Annotated in this window: 16 protein-coding genes; 11 read left to right on the plus strand and 5 right to left on the minus strand. The window is 61.7% G+C overall.

All coding sequences use genetic code 11. The annotated features are described in order from the left end of the window. Both WEB61_RS04535 and WEB61_RS04540 read right to left on the minus strand, forming a co-directional pair. Window positions 1-1207, minus strand: a 1207-nt coding sequence (locus WEB61_RS04535; RefSeq protein WP_368063138.1) for a GumC family protein, incomplete at its 3' end; no start/stop codon positions are given. A gap of 2 nt (window positions 1208-1209) precedes the next feature. Further along, on the minus strand, window positions 1210-1836 hold the full coding sequence (locus tag WEB61_RS04540) for a polysaccharide biosynthesis/export family protein (protein WP_368063139.1): 627 nt from the start codon (window positions 1834-1836) through the stop codon (window positions 1210-1212). Window positions 1837-2361: 525 nt separating this feature from the next. Here WEB61_RS04540 and WEB61_RS04545 point away from each other — a divergent pair. Beyond that, window positions 2362-2907: an RNA polymerase sigma factor gene (locus WEB61_RS04545; protein ID WP_368063140.1), complete on the plus strand. Its 546-nt coding sequence runs from the start codon at window positions 2362-2364 to the stop codon at window positions 2905-2907. 230 nt (window positions 2908-3137) lie between these two features. Next, window positions 3138-3332 (plus strand): hypothetical protein, encoded by a 195-nt coding sequence (locus WEB61_RS04550; protein ID WP_368063141.1) that lies wholly within the window; start codon window positions 3138-3140, stop codon window positions 3330-3332. A gap of 31 nt (window positions 3333-3363) precedes the next feature. Here WEB61_RS04550 and WEB61_RS04555 read toward each other — a convergent pair whose 3' ends face one another. Beyond that, complete coding sequence (locus WEB61_RS04555) at window positions 3364-4296, minus strand: PAS domain-containing protein (protein ID WP_368063142.1); 933 nt, start codon at window positions 4294-4296, stop codon at window positions 3364-3366. A 330-nt stretch (window positions 4297-4626) separates the two neighbouring features. Continuing rightward, window positions 4627-5607, minus strand: coding sequence for an SIS domain-containing protein (locus tag WEB61_RS04560; RefSeq protein ID WP_368063143.1), 981 nt, complete (start codon window positions 5605-5607; stop codon window positions 4627-4629). 174 nt (window positions 5608-5781) lie between these two features. Between WEB61_RS04560 and WEB61_RS04565 the strand changes: the two genes are divergently transcribed. From WEB61_RS04565 to WEB61_RS04590, 6 genes are all read left to right on the plus strand, one after another. Beyond that, window positions 5782-6582 carry a metallophosphoesterase family protein gene (locus WEB61_RS04565; RefSeq protein WP_368063144.1) on the plus strand — a complete coding sequence of 267 codons (801 nt, stop codon included), beginning with the start codon at window positions 5782-5784 and terminating at the stop codon, window positions 6580-6582. Between the two features lie 70 nt (window positions 6583-6652). Continuing rightward, window positions 6653-7366: a polysaccharide biosynthesis/export family protein gene (locus tag WEB61_RS04570; protein ID WP_368063145.1), complete on the plus strand. Its 714-nt coding sequence runs from the start codon at window positions 6653-6655 to the stop codon at window positions 7364-7366. A gap of 421 nt (window positions 7367-7787) precedes the next feature. Then, window positions 7788-8174: a hypothetical protein gene (locus WEB61_RS04575; RefSeq protein ID WP_368063146.1), complete on the plus strand. Its 387-nt coding sequence runs from the start codon at window positions 7788-7790 to the stop codon at window positions 8172-8174. Between the two features lie 146 nt (window positions 8175-8320). Further along, complete coding sequence (locus WEB61_RS04580) at window positions 8321-9547, plus strand: outer membrane beta-barrel protein (protein WP_368063147.1); 1227 nt, start codon at window positions 8321-8323, stop codon at window positions 9545-9547. Window positions 9548-9684: 137 nt separating this feature from the next. Beyond that, a complete protein-coding gene (locus tag WEB61_RS04585) occupies window positions 9685-11937 on the plus strand; it encodes a GumC family protein (protein ID WP_368063148.1) in 2253 nt (750 codons plus the stop codon). Window positions 11938-12013: 76 nt separating this feature from the next. After that, a complete protein-coding gene (locus WEB61_RS04590) occupies window positions 12014-12655 on the plus strand; it encodes a hypothetical protein (RefSeq protein ID WP_368063149.1) in 642 nt (213 codons plus the stop codon). On the opposite strand, the gene WEB61_RS04595 is transcribed toward WEB61_RS04590, so the two are convergent. After that, a complete protein-coding gene (locus WEB61_RS04595; protein WP_368063150.1) occupies window positions 12627-14063 on the minus strand; it encodes an O-antigen ligase family protein in 1437 nt (478 codons plus the stop codon). The two genes, WEB61_RS04590 and WEB61_RS04595, sit on opposite strands and share 29 nt — an antisense overlap. Window positions 14064-14226: 163 nt before the next feature. Between WEB61_RS04595 and WEB61_RS04600 the strand changes: the two genes are divergently transcribed. From WEB61_RS04600 to WEB61_RS04610, 3 genes are read left to right on the plus strand one after another with little or no spacing between them, the layout of a single operon-like run. Beyond that, window positions 14227-15267, plus strand: a complete 1041-nt coding sequence (locus WEB61_RS04600; RefSeq protein WP_368063151.1) for an endonuclease/exonuclease/phosphatase family protein — start codon at window positions 14227-14229, stop codon at window positions 15265-15267. Then, the gene (locus WEB61_RS04605) at window positions 15264-15968 is read left to right on the plus strand and encodes a class I SAM-dependent methyltransferase (protein WP_368063152.1); all 705 of its coding nucleotides are present in this window, start codon (window positions 15264-15266) and stop codon (window positions 15966-15968) included. Before WEB61_RS04600 ends, WEB61_RS04605 begins: the two co-directional genes overlap by 4 nt. Beyond that, a complete protein-coding gene (locus tag WEB61_RS04610; RefSeq protein WP_368063153.1) occupies window positions 15968-17758 on the plus strand; it encodes an ABC transporter ATP-binding protein in 1791 nt (596 codons plus the stop codon). Before WEB61_RS04605 ends, WEB61_RS04610 begins: the two co-directional genes overlap by 1 nt. Window positions 17759-17767: the final 9 nt, after the last annotated feature.

Genomic DNA, 17767 nt, shown 5'->3' on the forward strand with positions numbered 1-17767 from the left:
GCTGGAGCTGGCGCAGCTCCACGGAATCGACATTCGACTGGCTGACTTCAGATTTGGCGCCCTCCAGACGTGTGGAAAGCGCCTGGTAGCGGGCATCCGCCGTCAGGGCGGCGTTGCGCACGCTGCTGACGATCTTGCCGACCTCGGTCTGGATCTTTGCCCGCGTGTCGCGCTGCTGCGCCTTGATGTTTTCCATGCGGGGATGCATCGGACCGAAGGTTGCCGACAGCTCCGCCGCTTCCCGCTGGATATCCGCTTCCTTTTCCTCAAGCGCCTGGATGAGCGGCGAATTGACGACTTCCGGAATGCTGTCCAGTCCGCTCCCCGAATTCAGCACGGCTTCGGCCTGCGACAGCCGCGCCTGCGCTTCGGCCCTGTCGCTCTCGGCCATGATAAGCTGGCTGTTCAGCTCCTCCAGTTGCTGTGTGCTGACCGTCGTCGTCTTGGCCTGAAAAAGCCCGTGCTTCTTGCGGTATGCCTCGACGGCGCGCTCGTCCTCGTCGACCTGACGGCGCAGGTCGGCAAGCTGTCCCTTGAGCCAGGTGTTGGCCCGTTGCGTCGTTTCGATCCGGTGCACATGGATCTGTTCGGTGTAGAGATTGGCGAAGGCGTTGGCGGCGCGCGCCGCAAGCTGCGGATCGACCGAACTCACCTGAACGTTCAGCACATAGGAACGATCGGTCGGTCCGACCGAAACTTTCGACAGCAGAACATCCGTTACGCGTTCGCGTTGCGTCTTTTTCGATACCTCGTCGCTGCGCGGTGCCGGGGCGGTGCCGAAGAAAATATTGGCCCAGGTCCGGCGGTCCCGCAGATAAGGGTTGAACTCGGGATCGGTGTCGAGCGCGAGCCGCTCGGCGACACGGGTCGCGATGGTGCGCGACGTGATGATGCGCGCCTGGCTTTGCACGGTTTCGCTGTCGACGCGCGGCCGCTCGCCCGGTGTCTGTGCCAGCATGTCGCTGGCCGGCGTGCCGATCAGAACCTCCGCGGTCGCGGTATAAAGCGGCGTCATACTTTTGACGGCGACCAGCGCGACGAGGAACGTCGCGGCGGCGGCGACGGCGATGATGCTGTGCCGGCGCCAGAGCTTGTGGAGCATGGACATCAGGTCGTCCGTCGATCCCGTCTCGTGGACGAGGCTCGGTACGCCGCGCGTCTGCGTCGCGGGCAGTGTCTCTCCGGACCAATGCGTTCCGTTCGGCATCGTCAGAACCACCTTTCGTTGATTCGGATCACGTCGCCCGGCCGGATGCCGGTTTCCGGACTTGCCTCCAGTTCGACGGTTTCGCCTTCGCGGCCGCGCTTGATTTCGAAGTCGTCTTCATCCGCGCGATAGGTGAAGCCGCCTGCGAGCGCGACGGCGTTGATGGCGGTCATGCCGTTGACATAGGGGTAGCTTCCCGGCGCCCTGACTTCGCCGACAATATAGAAGGGGCGATAGGTCAGGACTTCGACGCTGACATTCGGGTCTTTCAGATAACCCGGTTTCAGCCTTTCCTTGATGCGCTGCTCGAGCGCGGTCGCCGACAAGCCGTTCGCATCGATCGCGTTTATCAGCGGCATCGAAATCTTGCCCGCGCCATCGAGATGGAACTGACCGGAAAGATCGGGCTGGCCGTAGACGACGATCTTGACCCTGTCGCCGGGGCCGAGCTCGTAGTCGGAGGGCGCCGTGCCCACCGGCGGCTGGCCGGCGCCCGGCGGCGCCGTCGATGCGGTCGACATATCCTCTGCAACCGATGCGGTTGCGACAAACATAGCGGCAGCAAGCAGCAGCACGACGCCGAAGCGGCGAAGGCTGAACGGTGCTGAAAGTTTTCTGGCGGACCACATGGTCTTCTCCATGGCGCTTTGTCGCGGTCGCGGTTTCGTTTTCCGGCAGGATCACTATGGCGTGCCGTTCCGTCCGATGCGTGTGACCAATGTGAGGCTGCATAAAAAATGGGCGGGCGCCGGTTTCTTCCAATGTGATCGGAAAGTGGCCACGCATCCGTGCTTATGTTTTGTAATCCCGGTCGGTGACCGGCGAAGCGGCTGTGCAACCACTTGATTGTTTCAAGAAATGTTTCAGCGCTGCAACATTGTGAGGCGCGCGTAGATGGGCATGAATCGCAACCGATGCAATAGCTGCGCGGTTTTCTTCGCGTCTCCGCATTTGCGGACCGCAGCGACGCATCTTCCGTGTGTTGCCGAATCTCCACGCCTCTCCGCGCGTTCCGTGTAGCCATATATTCGCCACAGAACGGCCTACCCACGGTCATACCCCGATGGAAGGATCGCGACGGTCACACAAAGCCGATCACACAGTTGAGTATCGCAAGTATCGGCGTGCTCGGACCGGAACGGGGAGACAGGCAGTTGAGTGATTTTGTCGACGATCTGGATGAGCACATCAGACATCTCAGACGCTATGCGCGCGCTCTGGTGGGCCACCCCGAAGATGCGGACGATCTTGTGCAGGAGAGTCTGAGGCGCGCGCTGACCTATGCGAACAGCGAACGCGAGACCGCCAACTGGCGCGCCTATTTGTTCCGTATTCTGCATAATGTGCGTGCCGATCACCTGGCCCGCAAGGCGCGGGACCGGGAAGTTCCGATCGACGATTACGCGGGCGAGCTTGCCTGCCCGGCCGCGCAGCACGGGATCATGGCAGTTCAGGACATGGAGCGCGCGCTCGGGTTGCTGCCGACGGAGCAGCGCGAGGTCGTCCTCCTTGTCGGTCTCGAGGGCCTCACCTATCGCGAGGCCACTGATGTGCTCGACGTCCCGATCGGCACGGTCATGTCCCGGCTGAGCCGGGGACGGGAAGCGCTTCGCCGCATCCTGGCCGATCCGGATACCGGCATGGGGCTGGACGATGCCGGCGTCGTTCCGGACGGCGAACTCGAAAAACGGGTCGTCTGATTTCCGTTCCGGGGTTAAGTATTTTGTGCCCCCCCCCCGTCCATCGGCATCGGCATCGGTGCGCCGACGCTTCCGCTAGGTATATTCCGATTCTGTTCCGGCCTGTCGAAACGCGCGAGCATTCTTGGAGTTGGACGTCCCGTAAGGGAAGAGTGCGACCGAAGTCCTCGCTCAGAGTCCCCGCCCCCCCGAGCTGAGCGAGGACTTCACATCGCCTCCGGAGATGTCCCTTGGTTCAGATCATCTATTATCAGCGGCCCGAAACGCGTGCCGCGGTTTCCCGGATCATGGTTCCGACCGATGACGAGACGGTGAAGCAAATTCGCCGTCTGCGAGCGCTTGGCTACACCATTGTCAGTGTTTCGGCGGAGGCGGATGTGCAGAGCCCGATGCCGCGCATCCCGAGGCTGGGAACCGCCCGTTGAGCGCAGGGCCGGCGGCACGGGCCGCCTTTCCCTATTCGAGAACGAGGTCCTCGATGTTTTCAATGACTTCGATATAGCTCACCGACGGGTCGATCTCGACGCCGAAGCCGAGCGTTGCCTGTTCGATCCCTTCATATTCGAAAGTCAGCACCGCCATGATGATATTGGGCGCTTTGTCGTCCTCGGACAGCGGGAGCAGCAGGCGATTGACGGTCAGGCTGCTTTCCCGCGATGCAATATATTTTCCCCGCGAAAACACCGGCGTCTGTGTTTTCCAGGCGATCTGATAGAGTTCTCGGGTGAATTCGTCGGGCCCGAGCGACGCCGGACCTCCGTCATGTTCGCCCACATATTTTCCGGTCAGGTCGGCGCCGAAGGCGGTGACGATCGCCGTGCCGACCAGGCGGCAGCGAAAGCGCGTGCCGTTCTCCATCGCGTCGGCGAGCATGATGTTGGGCAATACTGGCTTGATCTCGCCGGGAACGATGTCGGACCGTTGCGGCATGCGTCGCGTGCCGCGCTTGCGGATCCAGTAGGCGAGCGCCTTGCTCAGTTTCGAGTCGTTCAGATAATCATATTTGACAATATTGGACTTTCCCGATGCCGGGGCATCCTCGGACGGCGATTCCGGGTCGGCGGCGCTCAATCCATGGCGGTCAGCGGCCTTTTCCGACGGGTGCTGCATGGGCAATCGTGCCTTCTGCGATATTCGGGGTGTTCGGATGGGAGATCGAAACGCCAACCATCGAACTGTCATCGGCCATTGCCGCAGCGCCAGCCTGTTGTCTGAAACCGAGCGTTTAAAGATAAAGAGTATGAGCTTGCCTGATTCTATAGCAGGCTCGGAAAGTACGTAGGGCCGATGACCGGTGGTGCGTGCCGGGCCGCGGCCCGATGCCGGATGCCGTCCGCCGTGCTGTTCCGGGGTCCGCCAATCCGGGGATAAGTTTTTTGCCGCCGGCATTGTCGTCGGGGTCAGGGTGCTTGCAGCGGGTTGCCACGTGACGCTGGATAAGTTGACCTTATCCCCGCCCCCCAAACTCCCTGAATGATTTTGCCACTGCGGCAATCCGGGTTCGCGTTCCGGCGACAGGCTGCGGCAGCGATGCGCGCCGTATGCCCGTGTCGTATTTTATGACAGTTTTGTGACAGTTCGATGACAGAGGGGGGGTGCCGGGAATCGGCTGCGCTGTCACATATGCCGGTTCCACCCTCTATCACCTTGAAATAGCGTAGAAATTGCCGGCCGATCGGGTTTATGACAGCGCTGTGGCAGCGTCTGCGTCGTCAGCTGTCAAACGACGCCCGCTTTCAGGAAGTCGTGGATATGGACAATGCCCACGGGCTTGCCATCCTCGACCGCGAACAGGCTGGTAATCTTCTTTTGATTCAAGAGGTTGACGGCTTCGGAGGCGAGCATCTCCGGGCTCACCGTCACCGGCGTCCGGTTCATGATCTCGCCGGCCGTCTTCGCCAGCAGGCCCTCGGCCGAGTGGCGGCGGATGTCGCCATCGGTGATCATGCCCGCCAGGCGGCCGCTTTCGTCGGTCAAGCCTATGCAACCCTTGGACTTTTTCGACATGATGACCAGCGCTTCCGTCATCGGCGTCTGCGGACGGGCAAGCGGCATGGCGCCGCCGGTCTCCATGATCTCGCGCACATGGCTCAGCATCGCGCCAAGCTTGCCGCCGGGGTGGAAGACCTTGAAATCCTTGGCGGAAAAGCCCTTGCGCTCGATCAGCGCCATGGCGATCGCATCGCCCAGCGCGAGCTGCATCGTTGTCGAAGTCGTCGGCGCGAGCTTGTTGGGGCAGGCCTCCTCGACCTTCGGCAGCAAGAGCGCGATGTCGGCGGCGCTGCCGAGCACGCTGCCGCGTTCCTGGGTGATCGCGACCAGCGGAATCGCGAAGCGTTTTGCATGCGAAATGATGCTGTAAAGCTCTGAAACTTCACCGGATTTCGAAATGGCGAGGATGGCGTCGCCATTGACGATCATGCCGAGATCGCCGTGGCTGGCCTCGCCCGGATGGACGTACTGTGCCGGTGTGCCGGTCGAAGCCAGCGTCGCGGCGATCTTGCGCGCGATGTGGCCGGACTTGCCCATGCCGGTGACGACGACGCGGCCGGTGGCGGCGCCGAGCATTTCCACGGCTTCGGTGAAAGGCCCGTCGAGCGACGCCATCAAGGCGTTAAGCCCTTCTATTTCCAGAGAAAGTGTCCGCCGCGCCGAGGTGAGGTGGTCGGCGCGGGCGGCGGTCTTGAGGTCTGGCGGCAAGGCGGCGTCTCCTGATTTTCGGCTCTTCTATATATCATGGGCACAGATGCGCCTATGCGGCGTATTGCGGGATTTGGCGGGAATGGCCGGAATCCAGCGGGATTGCGGCGTGCTATCTCCTTGTTTGCGCAGGCAAAGCGGATAGTGTCGGGCCGAATCTGAAAGAGGTGGCTGGTGCCGGGTGGAATCGTCAATCGGTTGCGGAAGGCGTTCACGCGCGCGCCTGTCGCGCCGCCCTGCGTGCCCGCGGGATTGCGGCTTTACGCGATCGGCGACATTCACGGCCGCGACGATCTGCTGGGCCAACTTCTCGGGCTGATCGAGGCCGATGCCGCGGCCGCGCCGGACATACGCAAGGTATTGATTTTCCTCGGCGATTACGTCGATCGTGGGTTGCAGTCGCGCCAGGTGCTCGACCGGCTGACCGGCGATTTCGCGCCCGGTTTCGAGCGCGTCTTCCTGAAGGGCAATCACGAGCTGGCGCTCAGGCAGTTCATGGACGACGCCGCTTTCGGCCGCACCTGGAAATATTACGGCGGCCTCGAGACGCTGCACTCCTATGGAATCAAGGAACTGACGCTCTCCGACGACCCCGCCGCCTTCGAACACGCGCGCGAACGGTTCAATGCGGTCCTTCCCGGCAAGCATCTGGATTTCCTCGACAATCTGGCGCTCACCGCCGAGTTCGGCGACTACTTTTTCGTCCATGCCGGCGTCCGTCCGGGCATCGCGCTCAGCCGCCAGATCGAAGAAGATCTGCTCTGGATTCGCGAGGATTTCCTCGATTCCTCAAGCTCCTACGGCAAGATTGTGGTGCATGGCCATACGCCGCGCGAAACGGTCGAGTTCCGTTCGAACCGCATCGGCGTCGACACCGGCGCCTACATGACCGGCGTCCTGACGGCGCTGGTGCTCGAAGGCGAGGGCCGGCGTCTGATCCAGACCGGCGAGGTGCCGGCGGCCGCGGCAAATTAACCAGCGCGGCAGAAAGCAAGGTGTTTTTGGATCGAAACACTGCTTTGTGTGCGCAAATGATGTTAGTTAAATGGACATCGGCGTCGTCGATCGCGAGGCGCGGGGCAATTTTCCATTGTGCGAACGGATGGAAACCGGTGGAGGCTTCCCAATGAACCGACTTGTGACCGCAGGACATGCGGTTTTGTCAATGCGGTCGCGGATTCCGTCGATGCAGCAATGGCTTGCGGCGATATCGCTGCTGATAATGAGCGTTCTTCTGACCGCCTGCGGCGGCGGTCCGCGTGCCGGATCAGGCGCGCCGGTCGTTGCTGAGCCAGCCTCAGTTGAATACCGGCTCGGTTCGGGCGACCGGTTGCGACTCATCGTCTATGGCGAGCCGGATCTGTCGGGCGAATTCGATGTTTCCGGCACCGGCCGGGTTGCCTTGCCGCTGATCGGTCAGGTCAACGCGAAGGGGCTGACGCTTCACGATTTCGAGCGGGCCGTGGAGATGAAACTTCGTGAGGGTTATCTGACCGATCCGCGGGTCAGCGCTGAAGTCCTCAACTACAGGCCCTTCTACATCATGGGCGAGGTCGTGAAGCCTGGCGAATATCCCTACACCAGCGGAATGACGGTGCTCAATGCCATCGCGGTTGCCGGCGGCTACACCTACCGGGCCGACGATACGCGCGTTTTTGTGGCTCGCGAGCGAAGCCAGGGCGAACAGGACGTCCGGCAGCTCGAAACCACGCCGGTACAACCTGGCGATGTCATCCGAATTCCCGAACGATTCTTCTGACCTGCCTCTGATGCAACAGAATATAGTGGTCCGCCAGGCAATGAGACGCTGTCCGTAGGCTACCTCCGGAACGCTTGCGGTTGTAGGGCGCGCGAACATTCGGGTTGTCGTGCAGTTGTCGATGGCTGGGGCACCCATGCATGGTTAAGACCAATGCGCGACGTTGCCGCGAAGACACGCAGCGTCGCGATTCGTCGGATGAAACGACCGCAGTGGCCGGCATTCTCCGCGTTTCGCCTTGGGACATTTTGGGGGCTGTGGTAGATTTTCCGGGTAATTCCGGCGTTTGAACGCGCCTGGCGATATATGCGCGCGCCGCGCCAACCGGGAGAAGATCGATATGATCAGACAATTTCTTGCGCCCGCTTTTGCAATTGCCCTCATGGCCCTTGCGCCGGTTGTCATGACTGCGACACCCGTTATGGCGGATGTTGCAGACGACATCGACGCCGTGTTGGCAGACACGACGATGACGGATGAAGAGTTTGCCGAGGCGGTCGCCGCCATCGTTCTCGGGGCCGAGGATCCGGTCGCCGCCGCACAGCTCATCGCCGACAAGATCGCGGCGCTATCGCCGCCCCTGAGCGATGCACGGCTGGCGGCGGTCGGAAACGGGCTCGGCGCGGCGGTTGCGGCGCTCAACGAAACAAACCCGACCGCAGCAAGCCAGATCGCCGCGATTGTGACGACGATGCCCGAGGCCGTCGAACTGGCTTTTGCCGAGACCGCCGGTATGACGGCGTCGGTGATTGCCGCGCGCGATAACAGTCTTTTCGAGGAGAGCACCGGGGACAAGAGCGCCAACTGACATTGAGGCAATTGCTCGCGCCGGGATTCCTTGCCTGACGGGCTTGGGATTTCATGAAAGCGCCGGAAGCGTCGTCGGCGGGGTGTGTGCCGTATCGGACGTGATCTGTCCGGCTGCGGGTCGTCAAACAGCAGGGGATTTGAAGTATGTCTATCGGGAAGACCGGTCCGTTTTTCGTGGCCATGGCCTTGGGTGCATCCATCGTGTCCGCAGGCGCGCAGGAAGCAGATCCGGGAGCAGGGTATGAGCCACTGGGGATCAGGGCCGGCAGTTTCGTTGTTCTGCCGTCGCTGACCACGAGTGCGGTCTATAGTGACAACATCTTCCGCACCGAGAGCAATACCGAAGACGATCTCATTCTGACGGTGCAGCCGCAGGTTTTGGTCGAGTCGGCATGGAGCCGCCATGCGCTGAACCTTCACGCCGGGGTGCAGAGCCGGTTTTACGATAGCAACAGCAGCGAAGATCACACGAACTGGCGGGTTGGCGCCGACGGGCGGCTCGATATCACACGCGACACGAATGTCGTCGGCGAGGTCGAATATGCCGAATTGCACGAGGAACGAGGGGAACCGCTGGCGCTTGCCACGGCCGCCGAGCCGACGCCTTTTTCTGCTCTCAGCGGTAGCATCGAACTGAACCAGCGTTTCAATCGGATGACCGGCACCCTTGGGGCGTCCTATTCGCAGCTGGACTTCGATACCGTTCCCGCAACCGTTGGCCCCCCGATCAACAATGACGGTCGTGATCGAGAGGAATACGAGCAGCGGTTGCGGCTCGGTTACGACGTCTCGCCCGACATGAACGTCTTTGTCGAAGGTCGGCTCAACCAGGTGCGCTACGATCTGCAGCCGCCCGCGGTTCCCAATAGCCGTGATTCCGAGGGCTATGCGGTTCAGGGCGGTGTCACCTTCGCGATTACCCGGCTCGTCAGCGGTGAGGTTGCCGTCGGCTATCTCGAGCAGGAATACGACTCGCCGGCGTTTCGGAATGTGAGCGGACTTGCCTATAACGCCGATATTTCCTGGTCGATGACGCCGTTGACGACTGTCACCTTCGGCGCGGGCTCGAGTGTTGACGAATCGACATCTGTGGGTGTCGGCGGCCGTCTCAGCCAATATGCCAGGGTCGGGGTCGATCATGAATTGATGCGTAATGTGCAGCTCTCAGGCGCGCTTCGGTTCCAGAACGACGACTATGAAGGAACGACACAAAACGAGGATTACCTCGATGCCGGTGTCGGGGTGCGCTATTTGATGAACCGGAACGTTTCGCTTCGGCTCGGATACGACTATGGCACCCGCGAGTCGAATGTGGCGGGCCGGGACTATACCGAAAACAGGGTCGGACTTTCGCTCACTCTGCAGCGCTGATTGCCGTGACATGGCGGCGTGGCCATGATGAAACCGGACAAGAAGGCCGCGCGACCGGGAGCCGGTTTCGCGGCCTTTGATTTTCCTTCGATGACCGGTGCGCGCCGCGCTGGTCCGGATGCGGTCAGATGAATATTATGAGTTCGGGAGAAAAGCCGCGCGAGAGCGAGCCCATGCGCGGGTATGGCGTGGCGCCGTTCGATGCTTCCGACGGCGCGGTTCTCGACATTCACAAGTTGCTGGCCATCGCGCGTCGGCGGATGTGGCTGGTGCTGATCATCACCGCCGCGCTGATGGCCGTCGCGACTGCCGTCATATGGCAGATCACGCCTCGATACACTGCGACGACGACCGTGATGATCGATACGCGACGCACCCAGATTGTCGACATGCCGTCGGTCTTGTCTGACCTTTCGCCCAATGCGGTCGTTCTCAACGCCCAGGCCGAGATCATCCGGTCGCGGGCGGTGACCGGACGCGTGATCGAGAAGCTCGATTTGAGTTCCGACCCGGAGTTCAATCCCATGCTGGGTGCTTCGGGACCGAAGCTTCTGAGCCCGCGTTCGTGGTTGCTTATTTTTGTCCGTGACAATGCGGCAGTGTTGTCGCCCGAGGAACGGGCACGCGTAGAGGCGGAGGCCGTTTTCGATGCGGTTCGGCGGGCGCTGGAGATCGTTCCCAGGGCGCAGGTTGCTTCTATCGACATCGGTTTTACATCGACCGATCGGGGAAAGGCGGCGCTGATCGCCAATGCAGTGGCCGATGCCTATGTCGTCGATCAACTCGAGGCCAAGTTTCAGGCAACCCGTCAAGCGACCGAGTGGCTCGATGCGCGGCTGGCCGAGCTGCGCGTTCAGCTCGATGAATCCGAGCGGGCCGTCGAAATATTCCGGGCCGAGAACGATTTGCTGAGCGCCAACACCGAGGGCGGGACGCTCAACGACCAGCAATTGTCCGAGCTGAACAGCCAGCTTATCACCGCGCGCGCCGACCTTGCCGCCAAGCAGGTGCGCTACCAGAGGTTGCAGCAACTGGTGCGCCAGGGTGGATCTGTCGAAACCGCCGGCGAGGTAATGAGTTCCGGCGTCATTGGTGGGCTCCGGCAGCAGCAGGCCGAGCTTGCGCGGCGGCAGGCGGAGCTCTCCTCGCGCTATGGACCGCGGCACCCCGAAATATTGAAAGTGGATGCCGAACAGCGTGACCTCGCCCGCGAGATTGCCAATGAGACGGGCCGTATTCTGGAGAATGTTCGCAACGAAGTCGACATTGCCGCGACGCGGGTGCAGTCGCTCGAAGGCAGTCTGGACGGGCTTCGCCAACGTGCCTCCGGCGACAACCAAGCGTTCGTCCAATTGCGAGCCCTCGAACGCGAGGCGGCTGCGACGCGAACACTCTATGAATCGTTCCTGACGCGGTTTCGGCAGACCAGCGAACAGGAAGATCTGCAGACGCCGGACGCGCGTGTCATATCGGAGGCGCGGGTGCCGACGGCGCCGAGCTATCCCAAGACGAGGGTTTTGCTTGCGGCTGCCCTGATCCTGTCGATCGGCGCTGGCCTTGCCTGCGCATTGGCGCTCGAATTGCTCGATGACAGCATCCATACGACCGCGCAGGTGGAGGAGATGCTCGGCGTCGTGAGCCTCGGCGTGATTCCTTTTGTCGGCTCGAAGGAGGCTGGCGGCCGGGAAGGTCCGCATAGCTACCTGCTTAAGAAACCTCTTTCGTCCTATTCCGAGGCCTTCCGCAGCCTCAGAACCGCGCTGACACTTTCGAATGTCGATCACCCGCCCCGGGTGGTGCTTTTCACCTCTGCCCTGCCGGGCGAGGGAAAGACGACCGCTGCCGTCAGCTTCGCCATATCGGGTGCGCGTGCCGGAATGAGGACGGTGGTTGTCGATTGCGATCTCAGGCGGCCGAAAGTGGCGGCAGCGCTCGGTTTACCCAGGCCGACGGTCGGCCTTGTCGAGCATCTGGCGCGCCAGGTTTCGCTGGAAGAGGCGATGCTGCATCACGAGGCGTCGGGGGTCGACTGCATCCCGGTCGCCGCCGGGACTTCCAATCCCGCAGAGCTGCTCAGCTCGCAGCATATGCGGGAACTGATGGAGCAGCTCAAGCTGCAATACGACCTCGTGGTGGTCGACTCGGCGCCCGTTCTGCCCGTATCAGATACGCTGACATTGGCAAGGCTCGTCGACACAACGCTTTTCATCGTGCGCTGGAACGAGACGCCCAAGGCCGCGGCGCGCAACGCCTTGCGCGAGTTCTTCAATTTCGGGCTGCCGCTAGCCGGCGTCGTTCTGGCCCAGGTCGATATGAGCCAGCAACGAAAATACGGCTATGGCGACAGCGGATATTACTACGGCAACTATAGTGGCTACCACTCGAACTGAGGCAGCGGACGCAAGAAGCCGGCGGGCGCCGGCCGGCGGACGCTTCTGGCAGGCGGCCCCGATCTTTGCCGGGGCTTTGCTGTTTCTTCTGGCTGCGCCCCGCTTCTGGGCCTATTCAGTCGCGCTGCCCCAGGACGGCCGATACTGGTCGATGGGAGAGGGCGCGGTGCTTTCCACCGGTGAACTTGCCGTTCTGGCCCGGGCCTATCGGGTGGCCACCCACCGGCATGCATCTTCACCCGAACTCCGGAACAGGCTGGGTGTCGTCGAGGTCGCTCTCGGACTCAGACTGCTGGACGACGCCCTTGTGCGCGAGGGCCGCGACCAATTGGTTGTCGCAGCGGCGCTGGCGCCGCTCAGGACCGACTCCTGGTCGCGGCTGGCCCATGCCGAGTTCTCGACAAATGGCGTCAATTCGCTCGTCCTTGAAGCACTCAGGCTATCGTGGATGACCGGACGTCTTGAAATCCCGGACGCCATGCGGCGGCTTCAAGTCTATCTGCGCGGATGGGAGGATTTGCCGCCCGAGGCGCGGGACGACGCCAGGGCGCAGGCGACGCTGCTGTGGCGGGGGCGGCACCTGCGCGGACTGGCCGAACTCTACATCGCGCTGCTTCCGGACGAACGCGAAAGGTTGCGGCACCTTCTTCCGGACCCGGATGCCGACGGTGCACGTATCGCCGGACTTGCTACGCAGTTATCGAACTCCGGGCGCTGACATCCGGAAGCTCTTCGGGCCATACTATCTGGTCGCTCCGAAATGTCTGGGCGGCGCCGACCCCCATGATGAAAGCATAGGTCGCCGCAATGGCAGGGATTTCAAGGCTGAAGTCCACGAGCGCGTGAAGGCCGACAAGGACGGTGGCGGCAACGGCAAGCATCGGGAAGATGCGGCTTCGCCGCCGCGAAGGGATTGCCCGGAGGGCGCTGGCGGCGACCAGCAGAATTGCAAGATTCAGGGAAAGCGCCGCCGGAACGCCGAGACCCAGCATGTTTTCCAGATAGGTATTGTGCGCCTTTTTCCAGCTCGAGGGGCTCGACACGGACAGGTCGCGATGGCTGGCGAAAGTTTCGTGGAACGCGCCATAGCCCGTTCCGAGCCAAGGCGCATCTTCGACGGCACGCAGGGAGAGTGCGAAGGCGGGCAGCCGGTCGGTCGCCAACGGGTCCTTTTCGAACCGTTCCATCAGCGGGTTGCCGGCAAAAAGGAGGATGGCGAGAAGGGCCGCGAGAACCGGCACGGCGATGACGGCGTGCCGGAGCCGGCCGCCGCGGCCGCCAAGCATGGCCAGTGCCGGTAGCGCCAGCAACGCGGCGGCAGTGCCGGCGACGCCCGCCCGCGAACCGGTGAGCACAAGGGCTGTGCCGATGAGCAACGAGGCGGCGAGCAGCGGCAACAGACGGAGAAAGACGGCGCGGTTCGGGCGGCTCGCAAACGGGCGGTGGCCGCCCCCTCGCGGCGCGAGATTTCGCGCCTCGTCGATAAGGAGGCCGACAGCACAGAGCAGGCCGAGGCCGGCATAGGTTGCATAGGAATTGCGGTTGACGAAGGTCGCTGTCAGGGCGTCGAAATAGTCCCATTTCCGCATGAAAAGGATCGTCTCGTTGCCGGCGAAGAACGCGGCCAGGCCATAGGCAGCATAAGCGGCGCCGATGCCGACGAAGATGTTGAGCGCCAGCGCGGCGCGACGGCGGTCGCGCGCCGTTTCCAGCGCTACCCAGAAAATAGCCAGATAGCCGCCGAGATTCATGAGCGCGGCGAGGGTTGCATCCGGATTGACCGTGATGCGGCCCTTGAGCGGCATGCCGAGTGCGGTCGACGCCTGTTGCCAGATGGGGTGATGCCAGGCTGCGGGCGTCCAGGTCGACCACTGGACGACCGCCCAAGCGAGGGTGAAACCGGCTAGGAGAAGAGGCAGTCGCAGGCGGCGCCAGTCGACGGCCGGCCGTCGGCCGCTGTGGAGATTGCCGGCAGCAAGTCCCAGCAGCAAGAGCCCGGCAAGTCCCGTCAGCAGCGCCGCGCTCCAAGGCCGATTGCTACCAAGCGGCAGCGGCGCCCAGGCAACGAGCAGCATCAGGCCCCAGAAGGCGAAATGGCGATGGAGGGGAGAGGAGGCCGGTGTCATTCTTCTTCCGTTTCTGGCGCTTTCTGGCTTGAAGATATTTTGTAGCAGCGTTTTTCGCCGCTTAGCGAGGCGTTCTGCCTGTTGTCGTTTCGATTTATGGCCAATACTGCCCGAAAGCCAACCGAAGGCCGTGTGCGGCCGCGTCAGACCGGACTCGCTTTCGATGCGCCGACCCGACAAGCTTTTCGCCTTTCTGCACCGCCTTGGACAGTGGGCTGCGCGGAGCCGTTGGCGGCGGGGACTTGCCGGTGCGGCGGCGCTGGCAGCTTGGGCTTATGCCGGGTTGGTGCTGGTGGGGCTGGCTCTCTGGCTGGCGACCGGCGACGCGCTGCTGCCGGTGCGGCTCATGATCGCCTTTGTCTACTGGATTGCGCTGGGGCTGGCGGCGGCCGTGGCATTGGCGCTGTGGCAGCGGCGCTGGCGGCTGGCCGCCCTGTCGCTACCGCTGGCACTGCTGCTTGGCGTGCCCTATCTGCCGCAATATCTGCCGCGCCTCGGCGCGCCGCCGCCTGCGGCCGGCGAGAGCTTCACGGTGATGAGCTATAGCGTGATGGGACGAAACAAGGATGTGGATGCCATGGCCTCCGTCATCCTGGAGGTGCGGCCGGACATTCTGTTCCTGCAGGAGTTCCACCTCATGGAGGCGCTTGAGGCGCGTATCGGCGGGCTCTATGGCGGCGCGCCGGTTCACGCGGTGCTGGAGCCGGGCATGGGGCTTGCCATTCTCAGCCGCTTTCCGTTAACGCCTTTACCGCCTCTGCGCGGTATACAGAAGGCGGTCGCGCATCTGCCTTGCGGCGACATTCATCTATGGACCTTGCGCGCGCCCAAGACATTCGATGGGCCCGCGCCCCAGCACCGGTTTGTGGCGATGCTTGCCGAAGACATGCGAATGCAGGACGCCCCGGCGCTGGCGGTCGGCGACTTCAACCTGACAGAGCGCAGTGCGCCCTACGCCTATCTGCGCCGCTTCCTCCGCAATGCGCATGAAGAGGCGGGCTTCGGCCTGGGCGCCACCTTTCCGGCGCCGGGACGAAGACTTGGCCGGTTGCTGCCATCTATGGTCCGAATCGATCATATATTCTTCAATGATCACTTTGTCGCAACCAATTCGTCGGTCGTGCCCGACGCGGGCGGTTCAGATCACTATCCAATCAGGAGCAGATTCGCTTGGGCAAATGTCTCGTGTGAGAGTCCGCAATGACTGGGTATCTTGACACGACGATACGTCCGCCTGATGGCAAGAGTTATCATGCGCATGTCAGGCGCGACGTTTTTCATCTCCTGCCGACGAAATGCGAGCGCGTGTTGGAAATCGGCATGGGTGCTGGCGGCACGATGGCGGCGTTGAAGCATGTGCGTCAGGTTTTGTTCTCAGCCGGTGTCGAGTTGGACGCACGCGCTGCCGTCGACGCAAGAAGTACAGCGGATGAAGTCCTGCAGGGCGATGTCACTCAGATGAATTTCCCGGGGCACTGGGCGGAATTCGACGTGATCCTGTGCCTCGATGTGCTCGAACATCTGGTCGATCCATGGCAGATGATTCACCGATTGCACGCCTTGCTCAAACCCAACGGTGTGATCGTTGCGAGTCTGCCGAACGTCAATTATTTCAGGGTTGCACTTCCGCTTCTATTGAGAGGGCAATGGGAGTTGCAGGACGCCGGAGTTCTCGACCGGACCCATCTGCGGTTTTTTGTCAAGAAGACGGCAATCGAACTGATGACATGCTCCGGTCTTGTGCTCCAGGTGATCGAATCGGGAGGCATTGCGCCGAACTCGCGCCGTTGGTGGGGCATCAAGCTTTCCGGCGGTCTGCTTGAACGATTTCTGGCACCTCAGTATCTCATCCGGGTCGGGCAGCAGACGGGCGCTTCGACCGGGTTCCGCGACGGAGGAGTATGATGCGAAATCCGATATGGCGGGATTTCGGAAAAGCGCTGGCAATCGTCGGCCCGTCGTCGCGCCGCGTGCTTGCAGGATTGTTTGGCATGATGGTTGTCGGATCGATTCTGGAGGTTATGGGTATCGGTCTAGTTCTGCCTGTGATGACCATACTCATCAGTCCTGGTGCGGTCGCGGAATATGAGCCCTTGAGACGCTTCAGTGAATTTCTTGGCGATCCGACGGCGTCCAACCTGTCACTAGTTCTCCTCGGGTGTCTTGCCGCCGCGTACGTCCTCAAGAATTTCTATCGCGTCGCTCTGGTGTACACACAAGCATGGTTTTCCTTTCGCCAACAAGCCGAGATCGCCCAGCGGCTCTATCGCGCTTATCTGTTGAAGCCCTATGCGTTTCACCTTCAGCGAAATTCCGCAGAGCTGATCAGAAACATCACGACTGAATCGGATTTGTTCAGTCTGCTGGTTCTCATGCCGGCATTGCTGATCTGCGCCGAAGCCATCGTGCTTTTGACGATCTTCTCCTTTCTTCTGTTTGTAAATTTTGGGGTAACACTTGCTGTGGTCGCCGTCTTCGGCAGCAGTAGCGTCGTATTCTACATGCTTGTCCAACACCGGCTCATCAGGTGGGGAAAGGCTCGCCAGCATCACGATATGCAGAGGCTCAAGCAGGCGCAGCAGGGTCTTGGGGGAATCAAGGATGTGAAAGTCCTGGGCCGCGAGGACTTCTTCCACGCGGCGTTTGCCGAGCATGCGACGGGAAGATCTCGCTATGAAGGGCGCAGTTTCTTTCTGGGCCAGATGCCTGTGGTTTGGCTGGAAACGGTGGCTGTCGTCACCGTTGTCGTCCTGTTCGCGGTTCTTGTCCTGAACGGCGCGGTGTTCAAAGAGAGCGTCCCGACGCTCGCGTTGTTTGGTGCGGCGGCACTGCGTACTATGCCATCGCTGAACAAGATACTGGGTGCGGGACAGCAACTCCGCTATTGCCGGCCCGTCATCGACACTTTGTACGCTGAGCTTGTGGGCGCAGAATTGTATCAACGCCATTCGAGCGACTTTGATACAATCCATGATCGCTTTGAACGCCTGCGGATCGCCAACGTGTCGTTTCAGTATGCGGGAGCCGAAAGCGAGGCACTTAATGACGTGACGCTCGATATTACGCGAGGCCAGAGCATCGGGATTATCGGTACCTCCGGCTCCGGCAAGACGACATTGATCGATCTTGTTCTCGGGCTACTGACGCCGACGCGTGGTGACATCCTTGCTGACGGACGGAGCATCTTCGGAAATGTCCGCGCGTGGCAGCGCAATGTCGGCTATGTACCGCAGAGCATCTATCTCGCCGACCAGACGCTTCGCGAGAATGTCGCCTTCGGCATGCGGCGAGAAGAAATTGATGATCTCGCGGTTGCCAGAGCTGTGGGAATGGCGCAGCTCGATTCCCTGATCGAAGCGCTACCCGACGGACTTGACACAATGGTAGGCGAGCATGGGGTTCGATTGTCGGGCGGACAGCGGCAACGGGTAGGTATCGCGCGTGCACTTTATCACGATCCCGAGTTGTTGGTTCTGGACGAAGCCACGGCCGCGCTGGACACAGAAACCGAGAAGGCGATTATGGAAGCTGTGCGGGCGTTGTCGGGGCACAAGACATTGATCATGATTGCGCACCGACTGACGACTGTCTCTACATGCGATGTGGTTCATCGTCTCGAGCACGGTCGGATCATTCGTTCGGGCAGTCTTGGTGAAGTCGAGGCGAAGGCGACTTCGGAGACTCAAGATGTTTGATATCCTGCG

The organism is Parvibaculum sp., from assembly GCF_040882025.1.
Classification (GTDB): domain Bacteria; phylum Pseudomonadota; class Alphaproteobacteria; order Parvibaculales; family Parvibaculaceae; genus Parvibaculum.

Bases quoted from the DNA above. Each gene is read 5' to 3' on its own strand.
- WEB61_RS04540 (WP_368063139.1), bottom strand. From the start codon at position 1,836: ATGTGGTCCGCCAGAAAACTTTCAGCACCGTTCAGCCTTCGCCGCTTC.
- WEB61_RS04555 (WP_368063142.1), bottom strand. From the start codon at position 4,296: ATGCCGGCGGCAAAAAACTTATCCCCGGATTGGCGGACCCCGGAACAG.
- WEB61_RS04570 (WP_368063145.1), top strand. From the start codon at position 6,653: ATGGACATCGGCGTCGTCGATCGCGAGGCGCGGGGCAATTTTCCATTG.
- WEB61_RS04575 (WP_368063146.1), top strand. From the start codon at position 7,788: ATGGCGGATGTTGCAGACGACATCGACGCCGTGTTGGCAGACACGACG.
- WEB61_RS04580 (WP_368063147.1), top strand. From the start codon at position 8,321: ATGTCTATCGGGAAGACCGGTCCGTTTTTCGTGGCCATGGCCTTGGGT.
- WEB61_RS04585 (WP_368063148.1), top strand. From the start codon at position 9,685: ATGAGTTCGGGAGAAAAGCCGCGCGAGAGCGAGCCCATGCGCGGGTAT.
- WEB61_RS04595 (WP_368063150.1), bottom strand. From the start codon at position 14,063: ATGACACCGGCCTCCTCTCCCCTCCATCGCCATTTCGCCTTCTGGGGC.
- WEB61_RS04600 (WP_368063151.1), top strand. From the start codon at position 14,227: ATGCGCCGACCCGACAAGCTTTTCGCCTTTCTGCACCGCCTTGGACAG.
- WEB61_RS04605 (WP_368063152.1), top strand. From the start codon at position 15,264: ATGACTGGGTATCTTGACACGACGATACGTCCGCCTGATGGCAAGAGT.
- WEB61_RS04610 (WP_368063153.1), top strand. From the start codon at position 15,968: ATGCGAAATCCGATATGGCGGGATTTCGGAAAAGCGCTGGCAATCGTC.